Genomic DNA, 24,332 nt, shown 5'->3' on the forward strand with positions numbered 1-24,332 from the left:
CTCAGCAGATGGTCGACACCACACCCGACGTGCCGATATCACCCGTCGACGCTGCGAGCTTCCAGCTCGGTGTGGATGTCCAGCCGTACCTGGTCACTATTGCCGGACTGCTCTCTCCGGGTGGCTTCGTCGATCGAGACGGTCGACCTGATCTAGTGCGACTTCACCGCACACTCGCCGCTCACATCGCGCAGGAGCCACTACTGCGGCAACGACCGGTTATGCGGAACGGGTCATGGTGGTGGACGGAAAACGACATCGACTTCGACCTCCATCTCTCGCTTGACGAACGCGGGCCTATAGAACCCGACTTCGAAGCCGTCTGTGGTCGACTCGTGATGCAACCCCTCGACACCACCCGACCGTTGTGGCACATCGCCTTCGTTCCTGCAGCTCGACCGGGTCTGTGCGGCATCGTCATCCGAGTGCATCACGCGGTTCTCGACGGCGCCAGAGCCAGCGACCTTTTCGAGCGCTTGTTCGCCTCGCCTGATTCGAGAAGAATCGACCCGGGCGCTCCCGTGCCAAACATCCCTCCGAAGGCCGCCGGTTCCCTCGACCTCCTCCGATTTCGAATCGGTACTTTCCTGCACCGGCCAATCCGATCACGGGTGTTGCTGGGCGCCATTGGTCCCACGAGATCGATCTCGTTCGTCAACGTCGACACCTCTCTGATCGAGCATGCCGCGCAGCAAGCGGGAGGAACTTTGAACGATGCCTATCTCGTTGCGGTGGGCGGCGGACTGCGATTCATCCTCCAAGAGTGCGGCGAGCCCATCCCCACGTCGATTGCGGTATCGGTACCCGTCGCAGTCACAGCGATCGGTAGCGCACGCAATGCCGTCGGGTTCATGATCATCGACCTCCCACTTCGCGAAACCGACCCACAACGCACAGTCGCGATCGTCGCGAAGCAAACCGCTGCGGCCAAACCTTCCGCACGCGCTGCGGGAACAACCTTTCGGTCACCGCGTATCGCCGGCATTTTCGACAAGCTCGCAAAGCGGCAGCACATGATCGGTGCAGTCGTGTCCAACGTCCATGGACCGAGCGGCCCGCTCACGCTCGACGGGGCAGCGCTCGTCGAACTCTGGCCTCTGGGCCCGTTGGCGGGCAATGTCCGCGTCGGCTTCACCGCAGCGTCCTACAACGACACATTCTGGATCGGAATTCAGGCCGATGCCGAGCATCTCCCACCTGCAAGCAAGATCGCCCGAGCCGTCGAACGGACTCTCGACGAAATAGCCAGCACTGCACACTGACTGGATCTACTGCCACTATCCGATGCACCTCGCCGCTTGGGCAACGGATACTGTCGAGACGTCTCGACAACATCTCCACTGATTCGAGCCTACAAGCCGGTGTCGTCACGACACGATCGTCACGAGGAAGGCGAAAGATGTTCACACCTGCAGAATTCGGCAAGGTCTCGGTACTGGTTCCTGAGAACGGTGGTGCCGTCCCCTACGGAAACACCGTGGTAGTGCACGGATCTGAAAGCACGCTCGTCATCGACCCCTCGCTATCCCTCGACCGAGATCCCGTAGGTGCAGATCTCGTATTCGTCAGCCACGGCCACGAGGACCACATCGCCGGACTACGCCATTTCGACACCCCGGCCTATGCGCACCACCTCGACGCACCCGCAGTCGCATCCCTCGACACGATGCTCGCCAATTACGGCCTTCCTCCGAACGAACGAGTCGAGGTCCAGCAGTCGATTGCTACGCAATACGGCATACCCCCGACCCACGAGAACGTGTCGGGGATCGCGGGCGGCCACGTCTTCGACCTCGGTGACCGCACTGCGACAGTCATTCATTTGCCAGGGCACACCCGCGGACACTGCGGGGTCCTCGTCGAACCCGACGGCTTCTTCTACGTCGCCGACATCGACCTCACCTCCTTCGGCCCGATGTACGGCGACCTGGGTAGCAGCGTCAACGACTTCCTCGACTCCATCGACCACGTCGCAACGATCGACGCACGCTGGTACGGAACCTTCCACCAGAAAGGCGTGGTCGAGGGCAGCGACGCGTTCCGTCGCCGGTTGTCTGCCTACCGCGACAAACTACTGAGCCGCGAAGACCGTCTCCTCCAATTCCTCGGCGAACCAAAACTCTTGGAAGACATAGTCGCTCATCGACTCGTCTACCGCCCCCACGTATCGGCCCCGTACGTCGACGCCGTCGAACGACGGACAGCTCAGCTACACCTCGAACGACTCATCGCATCCGGTGCCGTCACAGTAGACGAAAACAAGGTGTTTCGCCGGACCCTCTGACATCCCTGGCGAACTGATCGCGCCCTTTCGGATACTTCCGAAAATCGGACCGAAGTTCACCGAAAAAGATCTGGCACTCAAGGTTGCAGAGTGCCAGATTCGTTGGTTATCATGTTCTCGCACAGTGAGTTCGGTCGCCGTCGAGGTGACGGTGACCTTTCTTCGACGTTACGGGAGGTGTGTTGCTGTGCTTCGTTTCGATCCTTTCACCGACATCGACGCGATCACCAAATCCTTGCTTGCTACCGGAACCGGTAGTAACCGAAGTCCACGCTTCATGCCAATGGACCTCTACAAGATCGATGACCACTACGTTCTGCACGCCGATCTTCCCGGCGTCGACCCAGGATCGGTGGACGTACAGGTAGACGGCTCGACCCTGACCTTGACCGCGCACCGCAGTGCCCTCTCCGAAGAGGGAGTGACGTGGTTGGCCGGCGAACGTTTCACGGGTACGTACAGAAGGCAGCTGTCCATCAGTGAGGACATCGATTCCGAGCGAATCGTCGCCTCGTACGACAACGGCGTATTGACCGTGACCTTGCCGATCGCCGAGAAGGCAAAACCGAGGCGGATCGAAATCTCGTCGGGGCCGCCGTCCCGCACTGCGAACTCCGAGTCAGAAGCTCAGGGTCAGATCGAGGCCTGACCTGTTCGGCCTGTAGCGCTACCCATACATCGGGATCGCACCGCAGGATTCTGCAGCGCATTGTGCGAAATCGCCTGCACAAGAACCGTTCATCCCAGGAGGTCCACTATGTCCGCGACAACCATGGCCCCCGCCACCACCCTGGCCGAACCGGTCGTCTGGAACGAAGACCCGCAGCGGCAAAAGTGGTGGAAACGCATACTCGCAACCAGCCCGCCGGAGAATCCCCACAATGAAGAATTTCAACCCTGACAGGCCCAGACCGATCTCGACGGATGCGGGCACCCGCATCTGATACGGCGCCTTCCGTCCGTTCATCCTGGCGGACGGAAGGCGCCGTTCAGGCGTCTTTGCACACGCGCAGCTTGCAGGTCGTTCACCGTGCAATCTGCGCATACCAGCCGGCACTCGAGAGAAGAACCGCCCGAAATGGGCGAAGCAGGACGAAACACTCACACACCCAGGACGAAGCTCGCCGCCGCCCTCCAACCGTGACACGTACGGTTAATATGTAAACGTCAGTGACCTCACTGGCGTTCACCGGCCTCGTCGGTCCCCTGAATTGTGTGGCCGTCGAGGTCGTCTCATGTCGCCACCCAACGTGGCAGTGGTCAGGCTTCTGCACTCGACGGCGGCGAAGCCGTCGCCAGACCCTCCAGAAGGATTGCCAGGCCGCGCTCGAGTTCGTCCTGCCCGTCGCAGTGAGCCATGATCGTAGCCATCGACCGTAACCTCGGAAACTCGGCGAGCGGAAGCCGATGCAGGCCGAGCCGTAGGAGATCGTCAGTCTCCTCGGAATTTTCGGATACTGCCCTGGCTGAACCTGGATTGTCCGGTCAGTGCCACGAAATCGAAACGGCAGTCGGATAATTCGGATTCAAAGACGGAGATCACACCCCGAGCAAAACTGAGATCAATCCCTTCCAACGTGAGATACCGGATGTCCAATCCACCGCTACCCGCAGACAGGCCGCGCACATCTACCAGACCATCGTCGGTCCCCGCCCGTGGGGAGACGAGAGTGTGGGGCGGCTTGACGATCTGCGACTGATCGAGCAATTGCGCCCGTAAATTATCGACGTCCTCATCTGACCAACGTCGACGTAGGGAGGTGATCGTGGACCGGTTCACGGATTCAATAGAATCGGCAAAATCCCCAGCGATTGGCTGCGGCTGTCCAAGAAGCGAACCACCACGCATCAGCACTTCGGTGGGAATCACTTCTCGGAGCGCGCAAACAGCCGGACCGTGAAATGCACGGCCCGGCTGCAGCGCTCACGCGCACCAACTGGAACTCGGAGTTAACTCGGGTACTGGAACCGGTCGTATACGAATCGTTGACTCATCCCAGGATCAGTATCGAATTATTCACTCTCACAAGTTGATTACGTCGCCCACAAAGATCTGATCGGGATCGGCGATCTGTGGATTGATGTCCCACACCTGCTGCCAGGTGAGACCTCGTTCTGCCGCGAGGTCGAACAATGTATCACCGGCTGCAACGACTACCTCTGAGCCGGACGCTGGAGTCTCCGACTCCGGAATGCTTTCTACCGGTGCAGATTCGGATGCCTCAGAGTAGACAACGGGCGCAGGCGCCGGTTCCGGTGCAAATTCGGGTGCTACGTCCTGTGCCGGCACGGGCGCGGGCGCGGGCGCGGGCGCGGGAACAATACTCGACCCGGTATCGCACGCGCCGATCGAACCCAGGAAGGACATGGGATCGACTGCGCCTCCACTGTGAATGCGGAGATGCAGATGTGGACCGGTGGAGCTACCGGTGTTACCCGTTGCCCCGATCTGGTCGCCTACCTCGACGTGTTGCCCCACACCGACCCATGTTTCGGAGAGGTGGCCCATCTGAATCTGCTCGCCACTGTCCGCTTCCAACTGGATGTACGTTCCGTATCCACCCGGATCATTGGGTCCGGCAACAGAAATTGTGCCCGATGTGGGCGCGTGGAGCGCGGTGCCGACGTTGACAGCGAAGTCGACTCCGTCATGTCCTGCGTGGTACCCCTGCGAAAGTGATCCGCTTACCGGCCACTCCCAACTGCAACTCGCCGACCAGCCTTGCGCACCGGCGGTACCTGCATTGACAACTGCTCCGGCCCCCACAAGGGCGCCCAGTCCTGCAGTTACGGCGATGAATCGTTTTGTGCTGGAAGGCTTGTGTTTTCTGTGCTTACTCATAATTTCCTTGACTGATGTGCTCGGAGCCGGCGCAGGTTCCACCGCCAGACAGCACTCAGTACGTGCTGAGCTACGCGGTGCATCGCACCAAGACTCCGTTGGAGTGAGATTTTCGGATTGCGCCATGGAGAGAAGTACGGTGACCACTCTCGAACGCGATCGCGCGCATAGACCCGCAGGTCTGTATCTCCTGGTGACAGCACAGGAGATACGGGTTCTACATCGAGGCAGTGCCTGAATCGATCGTTGATCGAGGACGACGAATGCCGGACCGAACTGAGGGCATGTTGTTCGAAGATCGACAGGGTGGGTGTCTACCCGGTTGGTCGGAAATGGGGTGGAACATGGAGATCCTTGCGTTGCGGATGAGGAATCACCTCATACGCTGTCGCTTCACGACGCTCCACACCACGGTTGAATTACCTGGGTACATACCTGTTTTTGCGTTTTCGACCCGACCGGTCGATATCAGGCGCCACTTCATTCCACGGCATCTGGTGAAAGAGTCCCAGTGCCTCACATCACTTCTGGAGACGATACCGCGCCTCGGCCACCCGGCACGTCAGCGTTATCGAGATGGGACATACAGCTGGCAATGCTGCTACACGCCGAACGGGAGACCAGTGCACGTTCCGGCATCGAAACGCGCGCTGATCTCCCGTCAGGTCGATCTACTAGCTAGTGCATCTATAGTTTGAGCTACTTCTCTGCTGCGTGATGGGCCGCGATGTATCCGTACACCAGTCCCTGGCCGATCGTCGCGCCGGCGCCCGGGTAGGTGTGACCGAATACGTTGGCCGCGGTATTGCCGATCGCGTACAGGCCGTCGATGACGCTGCCGTCCTCACGAAGCACGCGTGCATGCTCGTCCGCCTGCACACCGCCGCAGGTGCCCAGATCGCTGAGCGTCATCTTCACCGCGTAGAGGGCGCTCTTGTCGAGCTGCCGGAGATTCGGGTTCGGAGACACCGTCGGGTCGCCGTAGTACCGATCGTATGCACTGCCGCCGCGACCGAACTCCGCATCGCTACCCGCAGCAGCGGCCTCGTTGAACTTCTGGAAGGACTCGGTAAACGCATTCTCGGGGAGACCGACCTTGCGGGCAAGTTCGGCCGGACTGCTCGCCTGGTGCGCGATGCCCGACTCGAAGAACGCCTGCGGAAGCGGCTGACGGGGGAAGATACCGCCTGCGAACACATAGCTGTTGCGGTACTCCTGGTCGAAAACAAACCACATCGACTCGGCCGGATCGCCAGCCTTTTCCCGTTCGAGCACGCGCTGGCCGAACGACATGTAGTCCGTCGCCTCGTTCACGAATCGACGACCGGTCTGGTCGACGATGAAAGAGCCGGGCAGCGCACGCTCTGCGAGCATCACCATCGGCGGGCGGCCCTTGATGCTTGCCACCGCGGGGAACCACCAGGACTGATCCATCGATCCGATACCTGCGCCGAGCTCTTGTGCTGCCTCGATCGCTTCGCCGGTGTTGCCCTCTGCGCCCAGGCTCTCATGCTCACCGAGGCTCTCGGACTGGTACTTGTGGCGCCACTCCATGTTGTGGTCGAACCCGCCGGCTGCCAGGACGACACCGCGCCGAGCGGTCACCGTCACTTCACGTCCGTCTTGCACCACAACTGCACCCGTTACGCGGCCATCTTCGGTGGTGAGCCGAACCAACGACGTTTCCGTCCACACCGGGATACCGGCCTGGACCACACCGGCGAACAGGCCGGCGGCGAGCGCCTGACCGCCCGCGATGTATTCACGTTTGAGTACGTACTTGCCGTAAACGCCCTGCGCCAGGCGGCGGATGATGCGAGGGAAAGCCTTGCTCGGCTTCTTCACCATCAGGTTCATCCACTTGTAATCCGCACCCGTCACCGGCATCGGCAGTCCGGCTTCCATCAAACCGGGGCGCAGGCGACCGCGTTCCGCTCCCAGTACCGACGCGTCGAACGGCAGGCACTCGCAAGTACGTCCGGCGGCGCTACCGCCCGGCAGTTCGGGGTGGTAATCGGAGTATTCCTTGGCCCAGAAGAACTTCATGGGCGTCGTGCGGTAGAGCATGTCGACGGTGGCCGCACCGTTGTCGACGAAGGCTTCTCCTCGTTGGGCAGGCGCAGTATCACCGACCACCGAACGCACGTATGTCTTCGCGCGCTCAACGGTGTCGCCCGCACCGGCTTTCGCCAAGATCGGGTTGGCAGGCATCCAGAACGCCCCACCGGACCGCGCCGTCGAACCGCCGACGTACTGCGTCTTCTCCACGATCAGCGTGGACAAGCCGAGTTCGTTCGCGGTGAGGGCGGCAGCCATGCCGGTACCGGACCCGATGACCAATAGATCGACAACGATGTCCTTGGCTTGTGTCGCGGGGGGTGCCTGATTCTTAGCCATTGAACAAATCCCTTCACGTGGTTATCGACGTAGAACGCTAAGGCAGTCGCGGCGCAGAAGGTTCCGGATGCCCAGTCAGCGGGACATTGCGAGTGGATTGGCGAAAACAGCTCTTGCCACGGTTCGGGCGTTGTGGCCGTCTCAGCAGAACTACGCCTTGCCCTCGTCGACCTTTAGGCTGCTCTCGTGACGACAGACTCCGGCATCGTTGACGAAACGCTCGGCACCCTTGTCCGCGGGCACTACATCTTGTCCGACGGTGAGCGATTGGACGACGACTACTACAGCCTGACCTGCAGCCTCGACGGGCGGGACGTCGGATTTATCGCCCACTCACTCGAGCCTGACGCCGTACGCGGCATGCTTCCCCGCCTACGCCACGTCTTCGAGCAGCACCAGGCTCTTCATCGTCTGGCTGTCGAAGCGATTGTCAGCGAATTCAGCGAAGAAGCTCCGTCACAGGACGAAGTGATCGATGCACTGCGCGATTTGGTGTTCGAGTCCGTCGAGGTCTTTCCCGACAACCACGTCGTCCTTGGTCTGACAGACTCGTGCGGTTTGCATTTCATGGACGGGTACTGGCCGGCGGTTCGTTTCAACAGCGACGATGGCGTCGTCGAAGTGACTGTCGAATCCTGACCGCGATTCGCGTCTCAGACTATCTGCGGATGTTCCTCGGCACTGATGAAGGATAATCATCTGCATGAAATGGAACTCCCCTACCGAGACCGGCTGGTTCGTGAACCTTGCCGAAGGTAGTTCGGCCGTATCGATATTCGATCCGTCGGGGAGCATCCAAGGCGAACTGATTCCCGCACCCGACGACGGATTGGAGAGCGTTGCCGACGGGCGGAAGAGGAAACCGTCAACAGCCGAGCAGGATCGACCCAGGCTCACATTCCGCAAAGGCCGACCTGCATCACTTCGATTGTCCGACGGAACGATCGGGACCCTGATCGACCAGAAGCCAAAGGCCATGCGCCGCAAGAACAAGCTGTGCGAAGTCGATATCGCGGGCAGAAGATACCTCTTCGTTCATTCATCGGGCCGAAAGGCAACAGCCCGGCGTGACGGAATCGCATTGGCTCACATGGAACGTGGGCGATGGTCCGGTAGAAGTATCGTCACCAGAAGAACCCTCACGGCAACGGACACCCTTGACGAATGTGTCCTGACACTGTTTCAGAAGGTAGTGACACCTGGACGTGCCGGCGCCTTCGATCAGGTACTGACCGACCTCAGCAACATATGACGTGCGCCACATTCGGTGGATCTCAACCGCACTCGAGATACTAACTTTCAACTCTTAGGTCCACGGACATGCCTTGGACACAATGAGTTTCACATCTCGGATCGGAAGGCTGAAGCCAGATCATGGTCAATGTCGACGCTTTGAACACGCTCGCCCAGCGATTGTCGCCGGGTGCGATGATCACAGATCCAGATCTACTCCAGTCCTATCGGCAGGACTGGAGTTTCGATCCCGCAGCCGGCACGCCGATCGCCGTCATACGTGCTTCGACGACAGCCGACGTCCAGGAGACCTTGCGCTTCGCCAACAGTCACAATGTCCCGGTCATTCCACGGGGCGCCGGCACGAGCGTCGTCGGCGGATCCACCGCCGTCGACGGCGCTATCACCCTCAGCCTCGAGCGAATGAAATCTATTCGAGTGGACGTCTCGTCACGAACCGCGATCGTCGAACCAGGGGCAATCACCAATGACGTCAAGGCTGTTGCCGCGCGCGAAGGTTTGTACTATCCACCAGACCCGTCGTCTTATGAAATCTGTTCCATCGGCGGTAATGCCGCCACCAACGCAGGCGGACCGTGCTGCATAAAATACGGCGTCACCAGTGATTACATCCTGGGTATGACGGTTGTGCTGCCTGACGGATCCGTCGCCGACCTGGGCGGAAAACGGATCAAAGACAGCCCAGGGCTTGCATTGACCAAGCTATTCGTCGGCAGTGAAGGAACGCTCGGTGTGATAACCGAACTGACGCTGCGACTCATCCCCCAGCCTCCGACTCCCCACACATTGGTGGCCTTCTTTCCACTCATGGCCGACGCAGTCGCCGCTGCCCGAGATATCACAAGTTCCATACGCCCTTCAGAACTCGAAATCCTCGACAACGCAGCCATCAAGGTGGCGGAAGACTTCCTCAACATGGAACTGGACACCGATGCCGGAGCACTACTGATCGGGCGATCCGACGCCGGTAACGGCGCAGAGACAGAGATGAAATTGATGAGCACTCTCTGCGAAAAGCATCGAGCCACAGCTACATACGCTACCGACGACCCTCACGAAGGCGAACTGTTCATCCGCCCCCGCTATGCCGTTTACGAAGCCTTCGAGAAGAAAGGGGTGGTCATCGGCGACGACGTCGCGGTACCCATCGACAGACTCCCCGAGCTCACCGACGGTATAGCCGACATCGCAAAGCGCTACAGCACCACCATCGTCAGCTACACCCACGCCGCTGACGAGCTCACGCACCCAGTCCTCAACTACCCCATCGGAGACGAGGCCGCCGCGGAAGCCGCCTCTGCAGCACGACAAGAGATCTATGAACTGACGAGAAACTTGGGAGGTTCTGCAACGGCAGAATATGGTGTAGGACAGGATAAACGAGATACTCTTTCGAATTCGCTCGATCACGTCGTCAGCAAACTGAACAGGACCATCAAGAATGCTGTCGACCCCAACAACATCTTGAACCCGCGCGTTCTGATCCCCTCGATCGGCTCGACGGACGGCATCTGAGGCCGCTACTGTATCGAATAGCGACGAGTACCTGAATTCTTCTGTGCAACCGGATATGGTGAGGCTGTCGTCTTCAATACAGCGGTGCAAGAAGGGAAGTTACGACCAAGACGTTATGTCGGGGAATACAAGCAAATCACCTGGATATGGCTGGAGGCTTCCGTGATGAATCTCGTTCGCCGACTGAGCGTCTGCGCATCCGTCGTGATCGTTTCGGCTCTGACGCCGGTAGCCCTCGCATCCGCTTCGGTGACCATTCCGTTTCAGATCAACCCTGCGCCGTACGGCAACCCGAACGGCAGCTTCGACGCGCCCGCCGTCCGCTGCGTAGCTGTAGTCGACGAACAACCCGGCACGGTGACGATCACCGGCGGCAAGGAAGACCGCTGGGGATGCCTGCTCTCGTCCGAAGTACGCTGGCTGAACCTTTCGACCGGGGCCTCGGGATCCGCTCGGCTCTCGGACGGTCTGAACGGAGTCCCGGCAGAGGCGATCGTGCAGACCGGGACCGGTCAAGTCGCTGTCGCCGTGATGTCTGTTGCCGGATCCATCATCACCCCAGGTGTCACATCGTTCTACGTGCCGTAGCACCAGAACTCCGCATCACGGACGCGGTGGTGCCTAAGCTCCTGTTTACCGACCCGTCATCCCGGTTAGCCTGAAAAGACGCTACCGAGAGGACGCCCATGACCTCGTCATTGCACGAAACAATCGCAGTCGATCTGGATTTGATCGACCTGTACAAAGACCTCCACGGCAACCCGGAACTTGGATTTCACGAGCATCGAACATCCAGGCTGGTGGAAGGACATTTGACAGCACTGGGATTCGACACGACTACCGGCGTCGGGACTACCGGAGTCGTCGGAGTCCTGAAGAACGGAGCGGGCCCCACAGCGCTGCTGCGTGCGGACATGGACGCCCTCCCGGTTCGGGAAGAAACCGGATTGGACTATGCCAGCACCGTGACAACGGCCGACGATCAGGGAAAGACCGTCTCGGTCAGCCACGCGTGCGGCCATGACCTGCATACGACCTGCTTACTCGGTGCGGCCCGGATCCTCTCGCAGGATACGAGGACCTGGTCTGGCACTCTTGTCCTCGTCTTCCAACCGGCTGAGGAACTTGGCGCGGGTGCGCAAGCCATGGTCGACGACGGACTGTTCGAGCGATTCCCGAGGCCCGACATCGTTCTCGGACAACACGTATCGCCGCTACCGGCGGGCACGATCGCCGGGCACGCCGGCCCCTCGTATGCGGGATCGGACTCGTTGCGTGTGCGACTGGTCGGAAAAGGCGCGCACGGATCGATGCCGGAGAACTCCGTCGATCCCGTGGTCATGGCAGCCGAAACCGTGCTCCGCCTACAAACTGTCATTTCACGCGAAGTGCCGAGCACTGCGACGGCGGTCCTCACCGTCGGCTCCATTCATGCTGGAGATGCCGCCAACGTCATTCCCGGTGAAGCGGAACTCCAACTCAACATCCGTAGCTACAACGCCGGTGTGCGTCAACGCATCCTCGACAGCGTCGACCGCATCGTCCGGGGCGAAGCGGCCACCGCCGGTGCACCCACCCCACCGACCATCACCGAGACTGAGCGCTTTCCGATCGTCGTCAATGATCCGGCAGCGCTGGACAAGACCCTCGATGCTTTTGCCGAATGGTTGGGAACGAACAAGATTCTCGACCCCGGCGCGGGCGCAGGTAGTGAAGACGTCGGTGTCCTCGCGACCAATGCCGGTGCGCCACTGTCGTACTGGCTGTTGGGTGGTACTGACCCTTCACTGTTCACGACAGGTGACATGACCGATCCGGCTTTGCGAACCGTGCCGTCGAATCACTCTCCGCACTACGCCCCCGTGATCGAGCCGACCCTGACAATCGGTGTGAACGCCTTGGTCGTCGCGGCCAGGACGTGGCTCCCAACTCCCTAGGGTAATGCGAGTCCGCAAGCGATCGACCGTCCATGCGATCAAGGCCGCAAACGCGTAGGCGCCGCCGAGAAAACTTGCAGCGCCCCACCCTGCCGCGTCGAAAACCATAGTGGTGGAAACCGCCCCAGCCGCGCTGCCCAACGAATAGAACACCATGTAACTACCGATGATCTGCCCCGACGATTCCGGCGTGTTCGCGACGATCAGATTCTGGCTCGTGACATGAACAGCCTGCACGGCAAAGTCCAACGCAACAACACCGACTACGAGTAACACCAGCGAGTGCGTCGCCTGCGCGTTGAATACCCACGACAGCAAGAGAACGACCAACGACGCCCCGGTGACGCGTTGCGCTTTGCCTTGATCGGCCCACCGGCCGGCACCGACCGCGCCCAATGCTCCGACCAATCCTGCGATTCCGAAGAGCCCGATCTGCGTGGTCGACAACCGCCATGGTTCCTCACTCAACGGCAGGGCCATTCCGCTCCACAAAGCACCAAAGGACGCGAAAAGGAACAAGGCGATCAGTGCCCGGGTGCGAAACAGTCGGTTCGTAAGAGTCAATGTCACGACAGACCCCATTGCGCGCACGTACGAACGCCTATCGGGTTGCGAACGAGGATCTTTCGGCAGCATCGTCAACGCGACGGCCGCGACCAGTACCGAAATGAAAGTGGATCCCGCGTAGACCGCCCGCCAGCCTGCCAGATCCGCAACTGCGCCGGCGACAGTCCGAGCGAGGATGATTCCGACGACAACGCCGCTGGTGATGACACCGATGTTTGCGCCCCGCTCGTCCGGGTCACTGATTGCCGCAGCGTAGGCAACTATGACTTGAACAACTACCGAGAACGTGCCTGCGACCGCCATCCCGATCAACAGCTGCAGATTCGTGGTGGCCAGAGCAACAAGCATCGTTCCCGTTGCAGCAGAGACGATCTGGATTGCGATCAATTTCTTTCGATTCACGAGATCGCTCAGTGGCACCAACACGATCAACCCCACCACATAACCGAGTTGGGCGAGTGCGACTACGAAACCGAGGCCGGCCGGAGGAATGGAAAGATCCGAGCCGATTTGCCCGAGGAGCGGCTGTGCGTAGTAGATATTGGCTACCGAGACCCCGCAGAGCACTGCGAGCAACAGGCGAAGTCCGCGAGGCATTTTCAACCTGCCCCGTGCGTTCTCGACAGCATGACGTGCAGTCACTTCCACCTCAACTTGGTTGCGTTTTGATACCATTTGAAGGCTACGTCAATACAGTTTCAAAACGCAACCAATGAGGAACTCGATGCCGGATCGCACACAATGGACGGACCCGCACTGCCCGACGGCCCGAGCGGCCGACATCATCGGCGACAGATGGTCGCTGTTGATCGTGCGTGACGCCTTCGACGGGTCATCGAGATTCAGTCAGTTTCAACGAAACCTGGGCATCGCAAAGAACATTCTCACGGACAGGCTCAAAGTCCTTGTCGAGCAGGGAATCTTCGAAGTCCAACCGAACGCGCAAGGTACCCGCAACGAGTACATCCTGACCGAACGCGGTATGGATCTGTTCATCGTGATCACTAGCCTGCGACAGTGGGGAGAGCGCCACGCCTTCGATGACGGTGAGCCACACTCGATCTTGATCGACGACACCACGGGCGATCCGGTTCCCAGGCTTCGACTGATCAACGCGCGGAATATCGACCTGGACCCTACAAGTACACACGTGGAGAAGGTCGAGGAAGGTTGACTCGCAACTCGCCAGATTGATAGATGAGCGCGCGGGATTCGAAGTACGCGCATACTCCGATCATGACTGTCGATCTCGAGTTTTCCTGGCCACAGTTTCTCTGGATTGTATTCATCTTCGTCGGCGTGCCCACAATCATCGGCGCGAGCATCATCTGGACAATCTGGCGTTCCGAACGAACTGGCCCGGAGCACTCCACGACCGCCCTCGGCGCCGGGCACACGGGATCGGGCCCACTAGGACTGTGGCGCACCGGCCTATTGGCCTTTGCACTGGGCGGTCTGTCTTGCGTGGGCTGGCTCAGCTGGTCAGCCGACTACAAAGGCGGAGTCCGCGGCCCCGGCCTGCCTGCCCCGACACAGTTCCCCACCTGGCAGGTCGTTGCCTGTGGACTGACAGTGATTCTGGTGTGTTTCGGTTCCGCACATTGCTCGCGATGGATGAAGGCGGGCGGTCTGACTGCAGCTGCCGGCACTGCTGCAGGATTCACCACAGCGTTCAGTATCGACGCCAGTACCGATGTCACCGGACAGGCAGGCGTGGGCGTCGCACTGTCCACAATCGGATGGGGCCTCACCCTTACCGCCCTGATGCTTCTGCGCGGCAAGTGGTCGCGACGACGCTGAATCTGTCCCTCAGTGCGGTTCACCCGCGGCGCGTTTCAGTGGCGCAGGCAGTGTCGTCGAGGTGACAGTCGAATCTTGAGAAGGAATGGACGTGATGCCCAGACGGATCAGTATCGCGAGTAGTGCTGAATTTCCTCGCGATCTGCAGCGCAGATGCACTTTCGATCGAGACCGCGGTCGGCAGTCACTGCGCAGAAGCGAACCCCGAGCGGATCGTGGGATTCCATACTGTGCTGACACGCCGGGCAGATCGACGGTGTTTTCTGATCCTCGTCAGTCGACTCGGATTGCCCTCGTGCATTCGACAGATCGGACGGGTTCGACGCCATACAGGCGCTCCAGTTCTCGGCCGTTCGACCACAGACCGGGTTGGCGTCGAGGACGACATGGCTTGACCGCGCATATTCGAATGACCCTCGACGTACCCCACGCTACTCGCTTCGGCACACCGGTTTGTACCAATTTCTGCCCACGCGACAATCCCGGTCGAGCAGGATAGAACTACTGCACACACCATTTCCGTGCAGGATTCGAATTCGTGCAGCATTCGTCGTGAAAGGGCTTCTCGTGAACACTTTCCAACGTGTATCCGCCGCCGTGAACGTAGTGGTCCAACCACTGATCGGTGCTCCGATCGTAGGCAAACTACTGGGCCGTTCGATGACCGTCATCACCTACGTCGGACGCAAGTCCGGTCGCACCTTCAGCGCGCCCGTGTCCTACAAACGAAAAGGTGACCATGTGACAATCGGCGTTGCCATGCCGGACAAAAAGAGTTGGTGGCGCAATTTCTATCCGGAACAAGGTCCGATCGTTCTCCAACTGGACGGTATCGATCGCCCCGGCGAGGCACTCGCACACCGAAAAGGCAAGGGTGTCTACGTCTCCGTCGAACTCGCTCCCGTCGACTGACGGGCTCGAACAGACACCGGCGCAATCATATTCAGCTCTCGCCCGCCGCCTCGCGAGATCGTGGTGATTCAGATCTCGTGACGGTCGGGACCTTTGACCCTGTGCAATCGACACTCGGTCTCGCACCCTTCGACGCGGGTTTTTTGTCGAACATCGGTCGGACAACCCGATCCTGTCGGGACATTACCGTCCGGTAACATCGATGGCAGGCGTGAGCTGGAAGAGGTGACCACCGTGACGATCGGCATCTATCTGGTCGACGACCACGAGATCGTCCGTCGTGGATTGGCAGACCTGTTGAATCAGGTATCGGGATTCAATGTTGTGGGCGAGGCGTCGTGTGTTAGCGAAGCCTCGGTCGGAATACCCGAATGCCGACCCGACGTGGTTGTCATGGACGTCAGACTTCCCGACGGCAACGGTGTGGAACTGTGCCGAGAACTGGCGTCGACCTACCCGGACGCAGCCACCTTAATGCTCACGTCGTACTCCGACGACGACGCACTGCTCGACGCCCTGATCGCCGGCGCGCGTGGATTCGTCCTCAAGAACATTCGCGGCCACGACCTGGTTTCAGCGATCCGTACGGTTGCTTCCGGCAAATCGCTGTTGAACACCCAGGCGGTGATCGGTTTAGTGCGGCGCATCCGATCCGAGCAGGAGTCGGGGACTGCGGCAACCCTGTTGACCGATCAGGAACTCTTGATCTTCGAGTTGATCGGCAAGGGACTGAGCAATCGAGAGATCAGCACGCACGCAGAACTCTCGGAAAAAACAGTCAAGAACTACGTTTCACGCATCCTCGAGAAACTGGGTCTCGAACGTCGAACGCAGGCTGCAGTTCTGGCAACAAAGCTTCGTGCGGGCACTTCTCACCCGGATCCTTCGGGCCTGGCGACTACTCACCTGCTGACGCCGTCCGGCTCGCCCTTCTCCGCCACCACGGGCACGCACCATGCCAGGTAGCCGCGACGCGCTCATACTCAGCCTTTTCGGCGACATCGCCGCAAGCGCCGAAGTGGCTGCTCTGAACCCGACTGCGATTCCCAAGCTGCTCAGTGCCGTGTTGACTGTCGGGTCCACGCTCCAACTCGACGAAACCCTGCAACAGATAGTCGACGTTGCGCGGCATCTCCTCGAGGCGGATTACGGCGCGCTCGGGGTGAAGTCCCCTGACGGCCGCTTGTCGCGATTCATCCACTCCGGTTTGGATCAGGGTCAGGTTGCCGAGATCGGGCGTCTTCCCGAAGGTCACGGGCTATTGGGCCTGGTTGTTCGAGAACCCTGCCCAGTTCGAACCGACCGCATCTCCTCGCATCCGTCCTCGGCAGGGTTTCCAACCAATCACCCGCCGATGGACACGTTTCTCGGTGTTCCGATCTTCGTCAGGGGCGAGGTGTTCGGGAGCATCTACCTCGCGGACAGCTCGGACCGGACCGCATTCGACGACCGTGACGAGGCCGTACTCCAGATCCTGGCAAATGCTGCGAGTATCGCAATCGACAATGCGCGTCTGTTCGAGGAATCCCGGACGCGAGAAGCCTGGCTCAAGGCCGTCGCCGCCGTCAATGCACGTCTGCTCAGCGGCGGATCCCGCGACGAGACGCTAGCGGAGGTGGTTCGGACGACGCGGCATCTCACGGATGGAAATCTTGTGTGCGTGGTTCGCTACGACCTCGGCAGAGAGCCGGTAGTCCACGTCGCCGATGCTGCCGATTCCCAGCCTGTCCCCGCGATCGGCTCAGCCGTCGATCTGTCCGGGACCGTGATCGACGACGCTGCGCGCAGTCGTCGGCCGATCTCTGCACCACATGGCAGTTCCGTTCCGGCACTGAATGTTTCCGGCGACGAATCGGTGATCGCACTCCCCCTCTCCGGAACCTCGTTCGGCGGCGGAGTTCTCTTCGCGTCACGCCGCAGCGACCGCCCGTGGGGTACAGAGGAGATCGAGCAGCTGACGGCAATGGCAGACATCGCTTCTGTCACTGTCGAATTCGCAGAACAGCAACGGAAAGAAAGACTGGTGGACGTCCTCGAAGATCGCGACCGAATCGCGCGTGATCTCCATGACCACGTCATCCAACAGCTGTTCGCCACTGGATTGAGCTTGCAGGGGGTATTGCAGCGCCCAGGCGACGAGGACACAGTTCGAACCGTATTGGACACCTCTGTCGATCAACTCGACCGGACAGTCCGCGAAATTCGCACCGCAGTCTTCGACCTCCACACGAGCGAGATGTCCACGCCCACAAGTCTGCGGCGGCGACTACTCGACGCCGTCAACGGTCTGTCCGGCCACTCGTCGATCACTCCCAGCGTCACTTTCGAGGGAACCATCGACAGTTCCGTCCCGGCTCGACTTGCCCCGCACGCCGAAGCCGTTGTGCGCGAAGGCCTGAGCAACGCTCTACGACATGCGCATGCCGACGCCATCGACGTCACAATCCGGGCCACCGAGGAGCTTGTCATCAGCATCGTCGACGACGGTGTGGGTATCGACCAAGCGACCAGAATCCACGGTCTCGACAACCTTGCGACCCGCGCTCGTCAATGTGGAGGCTCGAGCAACATCACCAGCGAGAACGGTGTCACCGAATTGGTCTGGCGTGTTCCGCTGAGCCCCAGGCGAAGTCCGATACCGATCCATGGCCGTTGAGCATCAGAGTGGATCGAGTTGAGCCTTCAGCAGGCAGAACTCATTACCCTCGGGGTCCGCGAGAACATGCCACTGTTCCTGCCCTGTCTGGCCGATGTCAGCCGGGCGCGCACCGAGACCCAGTAGGCGTTCGAGTTCGGCCTCCTGATCGCGATCAGTAGTGTTGACGTCGATATGCAGGCGAGGCTTGCCCTTCTCCGGTTCATCTCTGCGACTGAGGATGATCGTCGGCTGTGGACCGCCAAAGCCTTCGCGAGGGCCGATCTCCAACGAACCGTCGTCCATTCGATCGAGCACGACGAAGTCCAGGACCTCGCACCAGAACCGGCCCAGCACCTCGGGTTCCCGGCAACCGAGCACCAGTTCACTGATACGGCATGCCATGACAATCTCGCTTTCTTTCCGCCCGTGAAGACAACTCTCTCGACCGTACCGGACCACGTGATCTACGCCATGCCTCTGTTCCGATCCTAGGGACCTTTTCCCCTCGTCCGAGTTCCCAGTCGCCACGATCATTGCGTTATGTTCCACAGTCCCAGGCATTCTCGGTATTTCGTCGCGTCGATTCGCGTAGGCGGCCGTCGTGGTTGATCTAGCACCCCGGCCGGTCAACGAGGTCGATATCCACGTCGGCGCAACTCCCCGAACCGCTCCGAAGGGTTCGAAACTGGTCGAGATCCTCAGGACTACCGATCACAAGATGATCGGCCTGATGTACATCGTGACATCGTTTGCCTTCTTCCTGATCGGCGGACTGATGGCGCTGCTCATGCGCATGGAATTGACCGTTCCGGGAATGCAATTCCTGTCCAACGAGCAGTACAACCAGTTGTTCACCATGCACGGAACGATCATGCTCCTGCTGTACGCGACCCCGGTCTTCTTCGGATTCGCCAACTACCTCATGCCACTGCAGATCGGGTCGCCGGACGTGTGTTTCCCGCGACTCAATGCATTCAGCTACTGGTTGTACCTCTTCGGCGGCCTGATCGCCTCCGCCGGATTCGTAACACCCGGTGGTGCGGCAGATTTCGGCTGGACCGCTTACGTGCCGCTCACCAGCGAACTCCACTCCCCCGGCATGGGCGCCGACCTGTGGATCATCGGTCTCACGCTCGGCGGCGTCGGCACCATCCTCGGCGCAGTCAACATCGTTTCGACGATCGTCTGCCTGCGCGCCCCTGGGATGACGATGTTCCGCATGCCGATCTTCACGTGGAATGCGCTGGTCGCCAGCATGCTGATTCTCCTCGTTTTTCCGCTGCTCGCTGCTGCCTTGATCGGACTGTGGGTGGACCGGCACCTGGGAGCGCACCTGTTCGACCCCGCCACCGGTGGAGTCATGTTGTGGCAGCACCTGTTCTGGTTCTTCGGCCATCCCGAGGTCTACATTCTGGCGTTACCGTTCTTCGGCATAGTCTCGGAGATCTTTCCCGTCTTCAGCCGCAAGCCGATCTTCGGGTACACCGGATTGGTCTACGCAACGCTGGGAATTGCGGCACTGTCGATCGCGGTGTGGGCACACCACATGTACGCAACCGGCGCCGTTCTCCTCCCCTACTTCTCGTTCATGACCTTCCTGATCGCAGTTCCCACCGGAGTCAAGTTCTTCAACTGGATCGGAACGATGTGGAAGGGGCAGTTGACCTTCGAATCGCCCATGTTGTTCTCCGTCGGCTTCCTGGTCACATTCTTGTTCGGCGGACTCTCCGGCGTCATTCTTGCCAGCCCGCCCTTGGACTTTCATGTCACCGACACGTACTTCGTCGTCGCACACTTCCATTACGTCCTCTTCGGAACGATCGCCTTCGCGACATACGCCGGAATCTATTTCTGGTTCCCGAAAATGACCGGCCGGATGTTGGACGAGAAGCTCGCCAAGATTCACTTCTGGTTGACCCTGATCGGCTTTCACGCAACATTTCTCGTCCAGCATTGGCTCGGCGCTCAGGGTATGCCTCGGCGGTACGCGGACTACCTGCCGTCGGACAATTTCACTCTTCTCAACACGATCTCGACCATCGGCGCGTTTGTGCTCGGAGCCTCGACGATTCCGTTCATCTGGAACGTTTTCAAGAGCTATCGGTACGGCCGAATTGTGACCGTCGACGATCCCTGGGGATTCGGAAACTCGCTCGAATGGGCGACGTCCTGCCCGCCACCGCGACACAACTTCACCGAACTCCCCCGAATCCGCAGTGAGCGGCCCGCGTTCGAATTGCACTACCCACACATGGTCGAGAGAATGCGCGACGAGGCGCACGTCGGACTGCTTGGACACAAGTCGGTTACCGGGGTAAGCACTGAAGTGAAACAACATGAATGACGGCACGAAGTACCGAGCCTGGGCAGAAAATCAGCAACACGAATGCCGAGCGAAACCCGGCCATCTTCTCGCGCCGTTGATCGCCCTCATGTTCGCGGTCACGACGCTCGTGTGGTTGCCCCTGACGACTGCCGTGTGCTCGATAGTCGTCGCAGGATTGTTGTTCGGCACTGTCCTGCAAGCAAGTTCGCATTCGACAGACACAACTCGAGGAGTTCACGATGAAGCCCGAATTATCGACTGACCTCATCACCTCGGAGTGGTCCGCAGACGGAGCGGTCGTCGTGTGCATCGACGGATCCCCGCTGCGCCCCGGCGTGATCACGTGGGCGGCAGAATTTGCGCATCGCCACAGTCTCTGGATGCGAATCGTTTTCGTAGCTCCGAACCCTTGTGATCCGAACACCTCGGCGTCGCCGACCGGCCTGTTCATGGAGGCCATTCAGATCGCCGAGTCGGTGTCGCCAGATCTTCGGATCCGGACCGATCTGATCTCCGGGGAGAACACTGCAATCCTCACCGCGCTTACAGCTGAGGCCGCCTTGATCGTCAACCCACAGGGCGATCTCGCCGCACCTGGCCCGACATGTTCGTTCGCAAAAGTCGGAACACCGCGTGAAAGCATCGCTGCGGCAGCCTTGCCCGTTGTTGTCGGTTTGGACGGAAGCGCCCACAGTGAAAGCGCTTTGGCAATTGCATTCAAGGAAGCCGACGCAGTGAACACCGAACTTGTCGTCGTACATGCTGCCTCGCCCGAGGCCGAGTTGCGTCGAGACTTCGCATCCGGGCACGCGCCCCAGCACCCGACCCCGCTGACGTGGCAACTGTCGGGTTGGGCCACACTCTACCCTGGCGTCGCCATCCGTCAGATCGAGTTCGACGGCCCCTCGGAGGCCATTCTGGAACAACTCTCCACCGAGGCAAGGCTTCTCGTCGTAGGACGGCGTGGGCGAGGCTCGTTCGACGACGCCGGTCTCGGCACGACGAGCAGTGCGATGATTCGAAAAGCTCAGTGCCCGGTCATCGTTGCGAGCGAAGCCTGAATTCGTTCCTCACTCGCTCAGAAACCGTAGCTGTGGATGGGTGCGAGCTGACCGGCGTGATGGGCTTCGATCACGAAACGCTCGTGGTCGACCAGCTTCTCCGGGAGTTCGTCAACCGGCCACCACCGCAGATCTGCAGATTTCAACGGCTCCATCCGGCGTGGTTCACCCGACCACGTACGGCATTCGTAGAAGAAGTCCACTCGATGATCCACCGGTTCGATCCCTTCCGCGTGGCAGCGATGCAACACGGTCAGCGGCTTCAGTTCCGAGGAGAGCAACTCGACGCCAAGTTCTTCCGCAGCCTCCCGAACGGCAGCGTCGAGTGCCGGCTCCCCCATTTCGACGTGTCCCGCAGCACCGTGAGCCCAGTATCCGTCCATGAATCCCGTGCCCTCGCGTAATTGCAACAGCACCTCCGGGCGTTGAAGCGGGTTGCTTCGACAGAACATCACGTACACCGCTGGTACCAGCGCAAATTGATCGGCCACACGACCACGCTATCGTGCGCGTGAAATGACGGCGCCCCGCGAGAACGAGCTCGCGGGGCGCCGTCGACGATCTGCTGGATCAGTTGACGTCGAACCGGTCGAGGTCCATCACCTTGGTCCAGGCGGCGGCGAAGTCCTCGGCGAACTTCTGCTTGGCGTCTTCGCTGGCGTACACCTCGGAGAGTGCGCGCAGTTGCGAATTCGATCCGAAGACGAGGTCCACTGCAGTTGCCGTGTACTTCGGGTCGCCCGTCGCACGATCAACCCCGTCGTAGACGTTTTCGTCCGTCTTCGACGGCTTCCACTCGGTACCCATGTCGAGAAGGTTGACGAAGAAATCGTTGGTCAACGTCTCGGGACGGTCGGTGAACACCCCGTGGCCGGTCTTGCCGAAGTTCGCGTTCAGCGCGCGAAGTCCGCCGACCAGCACTGTCACCTCGGGCGGGGTCAGCGACAGCATGTATGCGCGGTCGACCAACAGAATCTCTGCCGGAATCTTCTCCCCACCCTTGAGGTAGTTACGGAATCCGTCGGCCCGGGGTTCGAGTACCTCGAACGAGTCGACGTCTGTCTGCTCCTGCGTTGCGTCCGTACGTCCCGGAGTGAACGAGACCGTGATGTCCTGTCCGGCGTTCTTCGCAGCCTGTTCAACGGCCGCTGTACCACCCAGAACGATCAGGTCGGCGAGCGAAACCTTGGCTCCACCTGCCTGGTTGAAGTCCTGCTGAACCCGCTCGAGAGTCTGAAGCACCGCGGAGAGAGCTGCGGGCTCGTTGACTTCCCAGTTCTTCTGCGGCTCCAGTCGGATTCGCGCACCGTTGGCGCCGCCGCGCATGTCGGTGCTGCGGAAGCTCGCAGCCGACGCCCACGCGGTCGACACCAATTGCGAGACGGACAGCCCGGAGTCGAGAAGCCGACTCTTGAGGATCGCAATGTCTGCGTCCCCGATCAGTTGATCATCGGCCGAGGGAACAGGGTCCTGCCACAACTGCGGTTCGGGAACCCACGGCCCCAGGTAGCGCGTGACCGGTCCCATGTCGCGGTGCAGGAGCTTGTACCAAGCCTTGGCGAACTCTTCAGCGAATTCTTCCGGATGATCGAGCCAGCGCCGGGTGATCTTCTCGTACGTCGGATCCAGGCGTAGGGAGAGGTCGGTCGTCAGCATCGTCGGAGTACGTCCGACCGACGAATCGAACGGGTCCGGGATCGTGCCCGCCCCCGCGCCGTCCTTCGGAATCCACTGCCACGCCCCCGCCGGGCTCTTGGTCAGCTCCCAGTCGTAGCCGTACAGAATCTCCAAGAAGGTGTTGTCCCACTTCGTCGGAGTGGGAGTCCACACGACCTCGAGACCACTGGTGATCGCGTCCTTACCCACACCCGTGCCGAAGGCACTCTTCCAGCCCAGCCCCTGCTGCTCGACGGGTGCGCCTTCCGGTTCCGGTCCGACGAGGTCGGCCGGGCCGGCGCCGTGCGTCTTGCCGAAGGTGTGGCCGCCGGCGATCAGCGCGGCTGTCTCCACGTCGTTCATCGCCATGCGAGCAAAAGTTTCTCGAATGTCGCGGGCAGCTGCTACTGGGTCCGGTTGGCCGTTGGGCCCTTCGGGATTGACGTAGATCAGGCCCATCTGAACTGCGCCCAGCGGCCCGGACAGCTCGCGGTCTCCGCTGTAGCGCTCGTCGCCGAGCCAGGTGTCCTCAGGACCCCAGTAGATCTCCTCGGGTTCCCAGATGTCTTCTCGACCGAAGCCGAAGCCGAAGGTCTTGAACCCCATCGACTCCAGGGCGCAGTTGCCCGCGAACACCAGCAGGTCGGCCCAGGAAACCTGCTTTCCGTACTTCTGCTTCACGGGCCAGAGCAGGCGCCGTGCCTTGTCGAGGCTGGCGTTGTCCGGCCAACTGTTGAGCGGGGCGAAACGCTGAGCGCCTTGACCGCCGCCGCCGCGACCGTCTGCAATGCGATAGGTGCCGGCAGCATGCCAGCTCATACGCACGAAGAGTCCGCCGTAGTGACCGTAGTCGGCCGGCCACCAATCCTGCGACGCCGTCATCAACGCGATGACGTCGCGCTTGAGTGCCTCGACGTCGAGTTTGGCGAATTCCTGGGCGTAGTCGAAATCGGCTCCCATCGGGTTCGACTTCGACGAATGAGTCTGGAGGACCGACAGATCCGGCTGATTCGGCCACCAGTCGCTGTTCGTTCTCGGACGGTTCCCGGTAGGTGTCGGAGACGAGATTGCGGGGTTTTCACTTTCGCTGGTGCTCTCGGTGTTTCCATCGTGAGCAACCGGGCAACTATCGGACACGGTAAT

General features: G+C 60.5%; 24 protein-coding genes and 1 pseudogene. 17 read left to right on the plus strand and 8 right to left on the minus strand.

The features are described from left to right. The first annotated feature begins 8 nt into the window (after positions 1-8). The 4 genes from R4P65_RS23175 to R4P65_RS23190 all read left to right on the plus strand — a co-directional run bounded on the left by R4P65_RS23175 (position 9) and on the right by R4P65_RS23190 (position 3,185). Positions 9-1,262, plus strand: a complete 1,254-nt coding sequence (locus R4P65_RS23175; RefSeq protein ID WP_317828272.1) for a wax ester/triacylglycerol synthase domain-containing protein — start codon at positions 9-11, stop codon at positions 1,260-1,262. A 137-nt stretch (positions 1,263-1,399) separates the two neighbouring features. Then, positions 1,400-2,284 (plus strand): MBL fold metallo-hydrolase, encoded by an 885-nt coding sequence (locus R4P65_RS23180; protein ID WP_317828273.1) that lies wholly within the window; start codon positions 1,400-1,402, stop codon positions 2,282-2,284. Between the two features lie 187 nt (positions 2,285-2,471). Next, the gene (locus tag R4P65_RS23185; protein WP_230816445.1) at positions 2,472-2,933 is read left to right on the plus strand and encodes an Hsp20/alpha crystallin family protein; all 462 of its coding nucleotides are present in this window, start codon (positions 2,472-2,474) and stop codon (positions 2,931-2,933) included. A gap of 108 nt (positions 2,934-3,041) precedes the next feature. Next, the gene (locus R4P65_RS23190; RefSeq protein ID WP_317828274.1) at positions 3,042-3,185 is read left to right on the plus strand and encodes a hypothetical protein; all 144 of its coding nucleotides are present in this window, start codon (positions 3,042-3,044) and stop codon (positions 3,183-3,185) included. Positions 3,186-3,716: 531 nt separating this feature from the next. Here R4P65_RS23190 and R4P65_RS23200 read toward each other — a convergent pair. The 3 genes from R4P65_RS23200 to R4P65_RS23210 form a co-directional block, all read right to left on the minus strand. Further along, positions 3,717-4,154, minus strand: coding sequence for a hypothetical protein (locus R4P65_RS23200; RefSeq protein WP_317828275.1), 438 nt, complete (start codon positions 4,152-4,154; stop codon positions 3,717-3,719). A 153-nt stretch (positions 4,155-4,307) separates the two neighbouring features. After that, positions 4,308-5,126 (minus strand): peptidoglycan DD-metalloendopeptidase family protein, encoded by an 819-nt coding sequence (locus R4P65_RS23205; protein ID WP_317828276.1) that lies wholly within the window; start codon positions 5,124-5,126, stop codon positions 4,308-4,310. Positions 5,127-5,825: 699 nt separating this feature from the next. Continuing rightward, a complete protein-coding gene (locus R4P65_RS23210) occupies positions 5,826-7,523 on the minus strand; it encodes a 3-ketosteroid-delta-1-dehydrogenase (protein WP_317828277.1) in 1,698 nt (565 codons plus the stop codon). 186 nt (positions 7,524-7,709) lie between these two features. On the opposite strand from R4P65_RS23210, the gene R4P65_RS23215 reads away from it, so the two are divergent. The 5 genes from R4P65_RS23215 (at position 7,710) to R4P65_RS23235 (ending at position 12,229) form a co-directional block, all read left to right on the plus strand. Then, positions 7,710-8,162 (plus strand): hypothetical protein, encoded by a 453-nt coding sequence (locus tag R4P65_RS23215; RefSeq protein WP_317828278.1) that lies wholly within the window; start codon positions 7,710-7,712, stop codon positions 8,160-8,162. Between the two features lie 64 nt (positions 8,163-8,226). Further along, entirely contained in the window at positions 8,227-8,775 is a 549-nt protein-coding gene (locus R4P65_RS23220; protein ID WP_317828279.1) for a hypothetical protein, read from the plus strand. A 122-nt stretch (positions 8,776-8,897) separates the two neighbouring features. Then, positions 8,898-10,292 carry an FAD-binding oxidoreductase gene (locus R4P65_RS23225; protein ID WP_317828280.1) on the plus strand — a complete coding sequence of 465 codons (1,395 nt, stop codon included), beginning with the start codon at positions 8,898-8,900 and terminating at the stop codon, positions 10,290-10,292. Between the two features lie 165 nt (positions 10,293-10,457). After that, entirely contained in the window at positions 10,458-10,880 is a 423-nt protein-coding gene (locus R4P65_RS23230) for a hypothetical protein (RefSeq protein WP_317828281.1), read from the plus strand. Positions 10,881-10,978: 98 nt separating this feature from the next. Next, positions 10,979-12,229: an amidohydrolase gene (locus R4P65_RS23235; protein WP_317828282.1), complete on the plus strand. Its 1,251-nt coding sequence runs from the start codon at positions 10,979-10,981 to the stop codon at positions 12,227-12,229. 21 nt (positions 12,230-12,250) lie between these two features. Here R4P65_RS23235 and R4P65_RS23240 read toward each other — a convergent pair. Further along, a pseudogene (locus R4P65_RS23240) lies at positions 12,251-13,471 on the minus strand (MFS transporter); the annotation flags it as partial. A gap of 49 nt (positions 13,472-13,520) precedes the next feature. On the opposite strand from R4P65_RS23240, the gene R4P65_RS23245 reads away from it, so the two are divergent. Together R4P65_RS23245 and R4P65_RS23250 are read left to right on the plus strand one after the other, a co-directional pair. Beyond that, on the plus strand, positions 13,521-13,970 hold the full coding sequence (locus R4P65_RS23245) for a winged helix-turn-helix transcriptional regulator (protein WP_230816452.1): 450 nt from the start codon (positions 13,521-13,523) through the stop codon (positions 13,968-13,970). Positions 13,971-13,993: 23 nt separating this feature from the next. Further along, positions 13,994-14,596: a hypothetical protein gene (locus R4P65_RS23250; protein WP_317828283.1), complete on the plus strand. Its 603-nt coding sequence runs from the start codon at positions 13,994-13,996 to the stop codon at positions 14,594-14,596. Between the two features lie 107 nt (positions 14,597-14,703). On the opposite strand, the gene R4P65_RS23255 is transcribed toward R4P65_RS23250, so the two are convergent. After that, positions 14,704-14,925, minus strand: a complete 222-nt coding sequence (locus tag R4P65_RS23255) for an RGCVC family protein (protein ID WP_317828284.1) — start codon at positions 14,923-14,925, stop codon at positions 14,704-14,706. Positions 14,926-15,163: 238 nt separating this feature from the next. On the opposite strand from R4P65_RS23255, the gene R4P65_RS23260 reads away from it, so the two are divergent. The 3 genes from R4P65_RS23260 to R4P65_RS23270 all read left to right on the plus strand — a co-directional run bounded on the left by R4P65_RS23260 (position 15,164) and on the right by R4P65_RS23270 (position 18,164). Next, the gene (locus tag R4P65_RS23260; protein ID WP_037129595.1) at positions 15,164-15,508 is read left to right on the plus strand and encodes a nitroreductase/quinone reductase family protein; all 345 of its coding nucleotides are present in this window, start codon (positions 15,164-15,166) and stop codon (positions 15,506-15,508) included. 234 nt (positions 15,509-15,742) lie between these two features. Then, a complete protein-coding gene (locus R4P65_RS23265; RefSeq protein WP_317828285.1) occupies positions 15,743-16,474 on the plus strand; it encodes a response regulator transcription factor in 732 nt (243 codons plus the stop codon). After that, positions 16,464-18,164, plus strand: coding sequence for a GAF domain-containing protein (locus R4P65_RS23270; RefSeq protein ID WP_317828286.1), 1,701 nt, complete (start codon positions 16,464-16,466; stop codon positions 18,162-18,164). Before R4P65_RS23265 ends, R4P65_RS23270 begins: the two co-directional genes overlap by 11 nt. A gap of 3 nt (positions 18,165-18,167) precedes the next feature. On the opposite strand, the gene R4P65_RS23275 is transcribed toward R4P65_RS23270, so the two are convergent. Continuing rightward, positions 18,168-18,548: a VOC family protein gene (locus R4P65_RS23275; protein WP_317828287.1), complete on the minus strand. Its 381-nt coding sequence runs from the start codon at positions 18,546-18,548 to the stop codon at positions 18,168-18,170. Positions 18,549-18,747: 199 nt separating this feature from the next. Here R4P65_RS23275 and ctaD point away from each other — a divergent pair, with 199 nt between their 5' ends. The 3 genes from ctaD to R4P65_RS23290 are packed head-to-tail and all read left to right on the plus strand — an operon-like array spanning position 18,748 to position 21,533. Further along, complete coding sequence (gene ctaD, locus R4P65_RS23280; protein ID WP_317828288.1) at positions 18,748-20,490, plus strand: cytochrome c oxidase subunit I; 1,743 nt, start codon at positions 18,748-18,750, stop codon at positions 20,488-20,490. Continuing rightward, the gene (locus tag R4P65_RS23285; protein WP_317828289.1) at positions 20,483-20,734 is read left to right on the plus strand and encodes a hypothetical protein; all 252 of its coding nucleotides are present in this window, start codon (positions 20,483-20,485) and stop codon (positions 20,732-20,734) included. The genes ctaD and R4P65_RS23285 overlap by 8 nt, the downstream gene beginning before the upstream one ends. Further along, a complete protein-coding gene (locus R4P65_RS23290) occupies positions 20,712-21,533 on the plus strand; it encodes a universal stress protein (RefSeq protein WP_317828290.1) in 822 nt (273 codons plus the stop codon). The genes R4P65_RS23285 and R4P65_RS23290 overlap by 23 nt, the downstream gene beginning before the upstream one ends. Before the next feature lie 17 nt (positions 21,534-21,550). On the opposite strand, the gene R4P65_RS23295 is transcribed toward R4P65_RS23290, so the two are convergent. Both R4P65_RS23295 and katG read right to left on the minus strand, forming a co-directional pair. After that, positions 21,551-22,024 carry an NUDIX domain-containing protein gene (locus R4P65_RS23295; RefSeq protein ID WP_230816460.1) on the minus strand — a complete coding sequence of 158 codons (474 nt, stop codon included), beginning with the start codon at positions 22,022-22,024 and terminating at the stop codon, positions 21,551-21,553. Between the two features lie 79 nt (positions 22,025-22,103). Further along, entirely contained in the window at positions 22,104-24,326 is a 2,223-nt protein-coding gene (gene katG, locus R4P65_RS23300; RefSeq protein ID WP_230816461.1) for a catalase/peroxidase HPI, read from the minus strand. Positions 24,327-24,332 lie beyond the last annotated feature (6 nt).

This window comes from Rhodococcus sp. IEGM 1318, assembly GCF_033142465.1.
Classification (GTDB): domain Bacteria; phylum Actinomycetota; class Actinomycetes; order Mycobacteriales; family Mycobacteriaceae; genus Rhodococcus_F; species Rhodococcus_F qingshengii_B.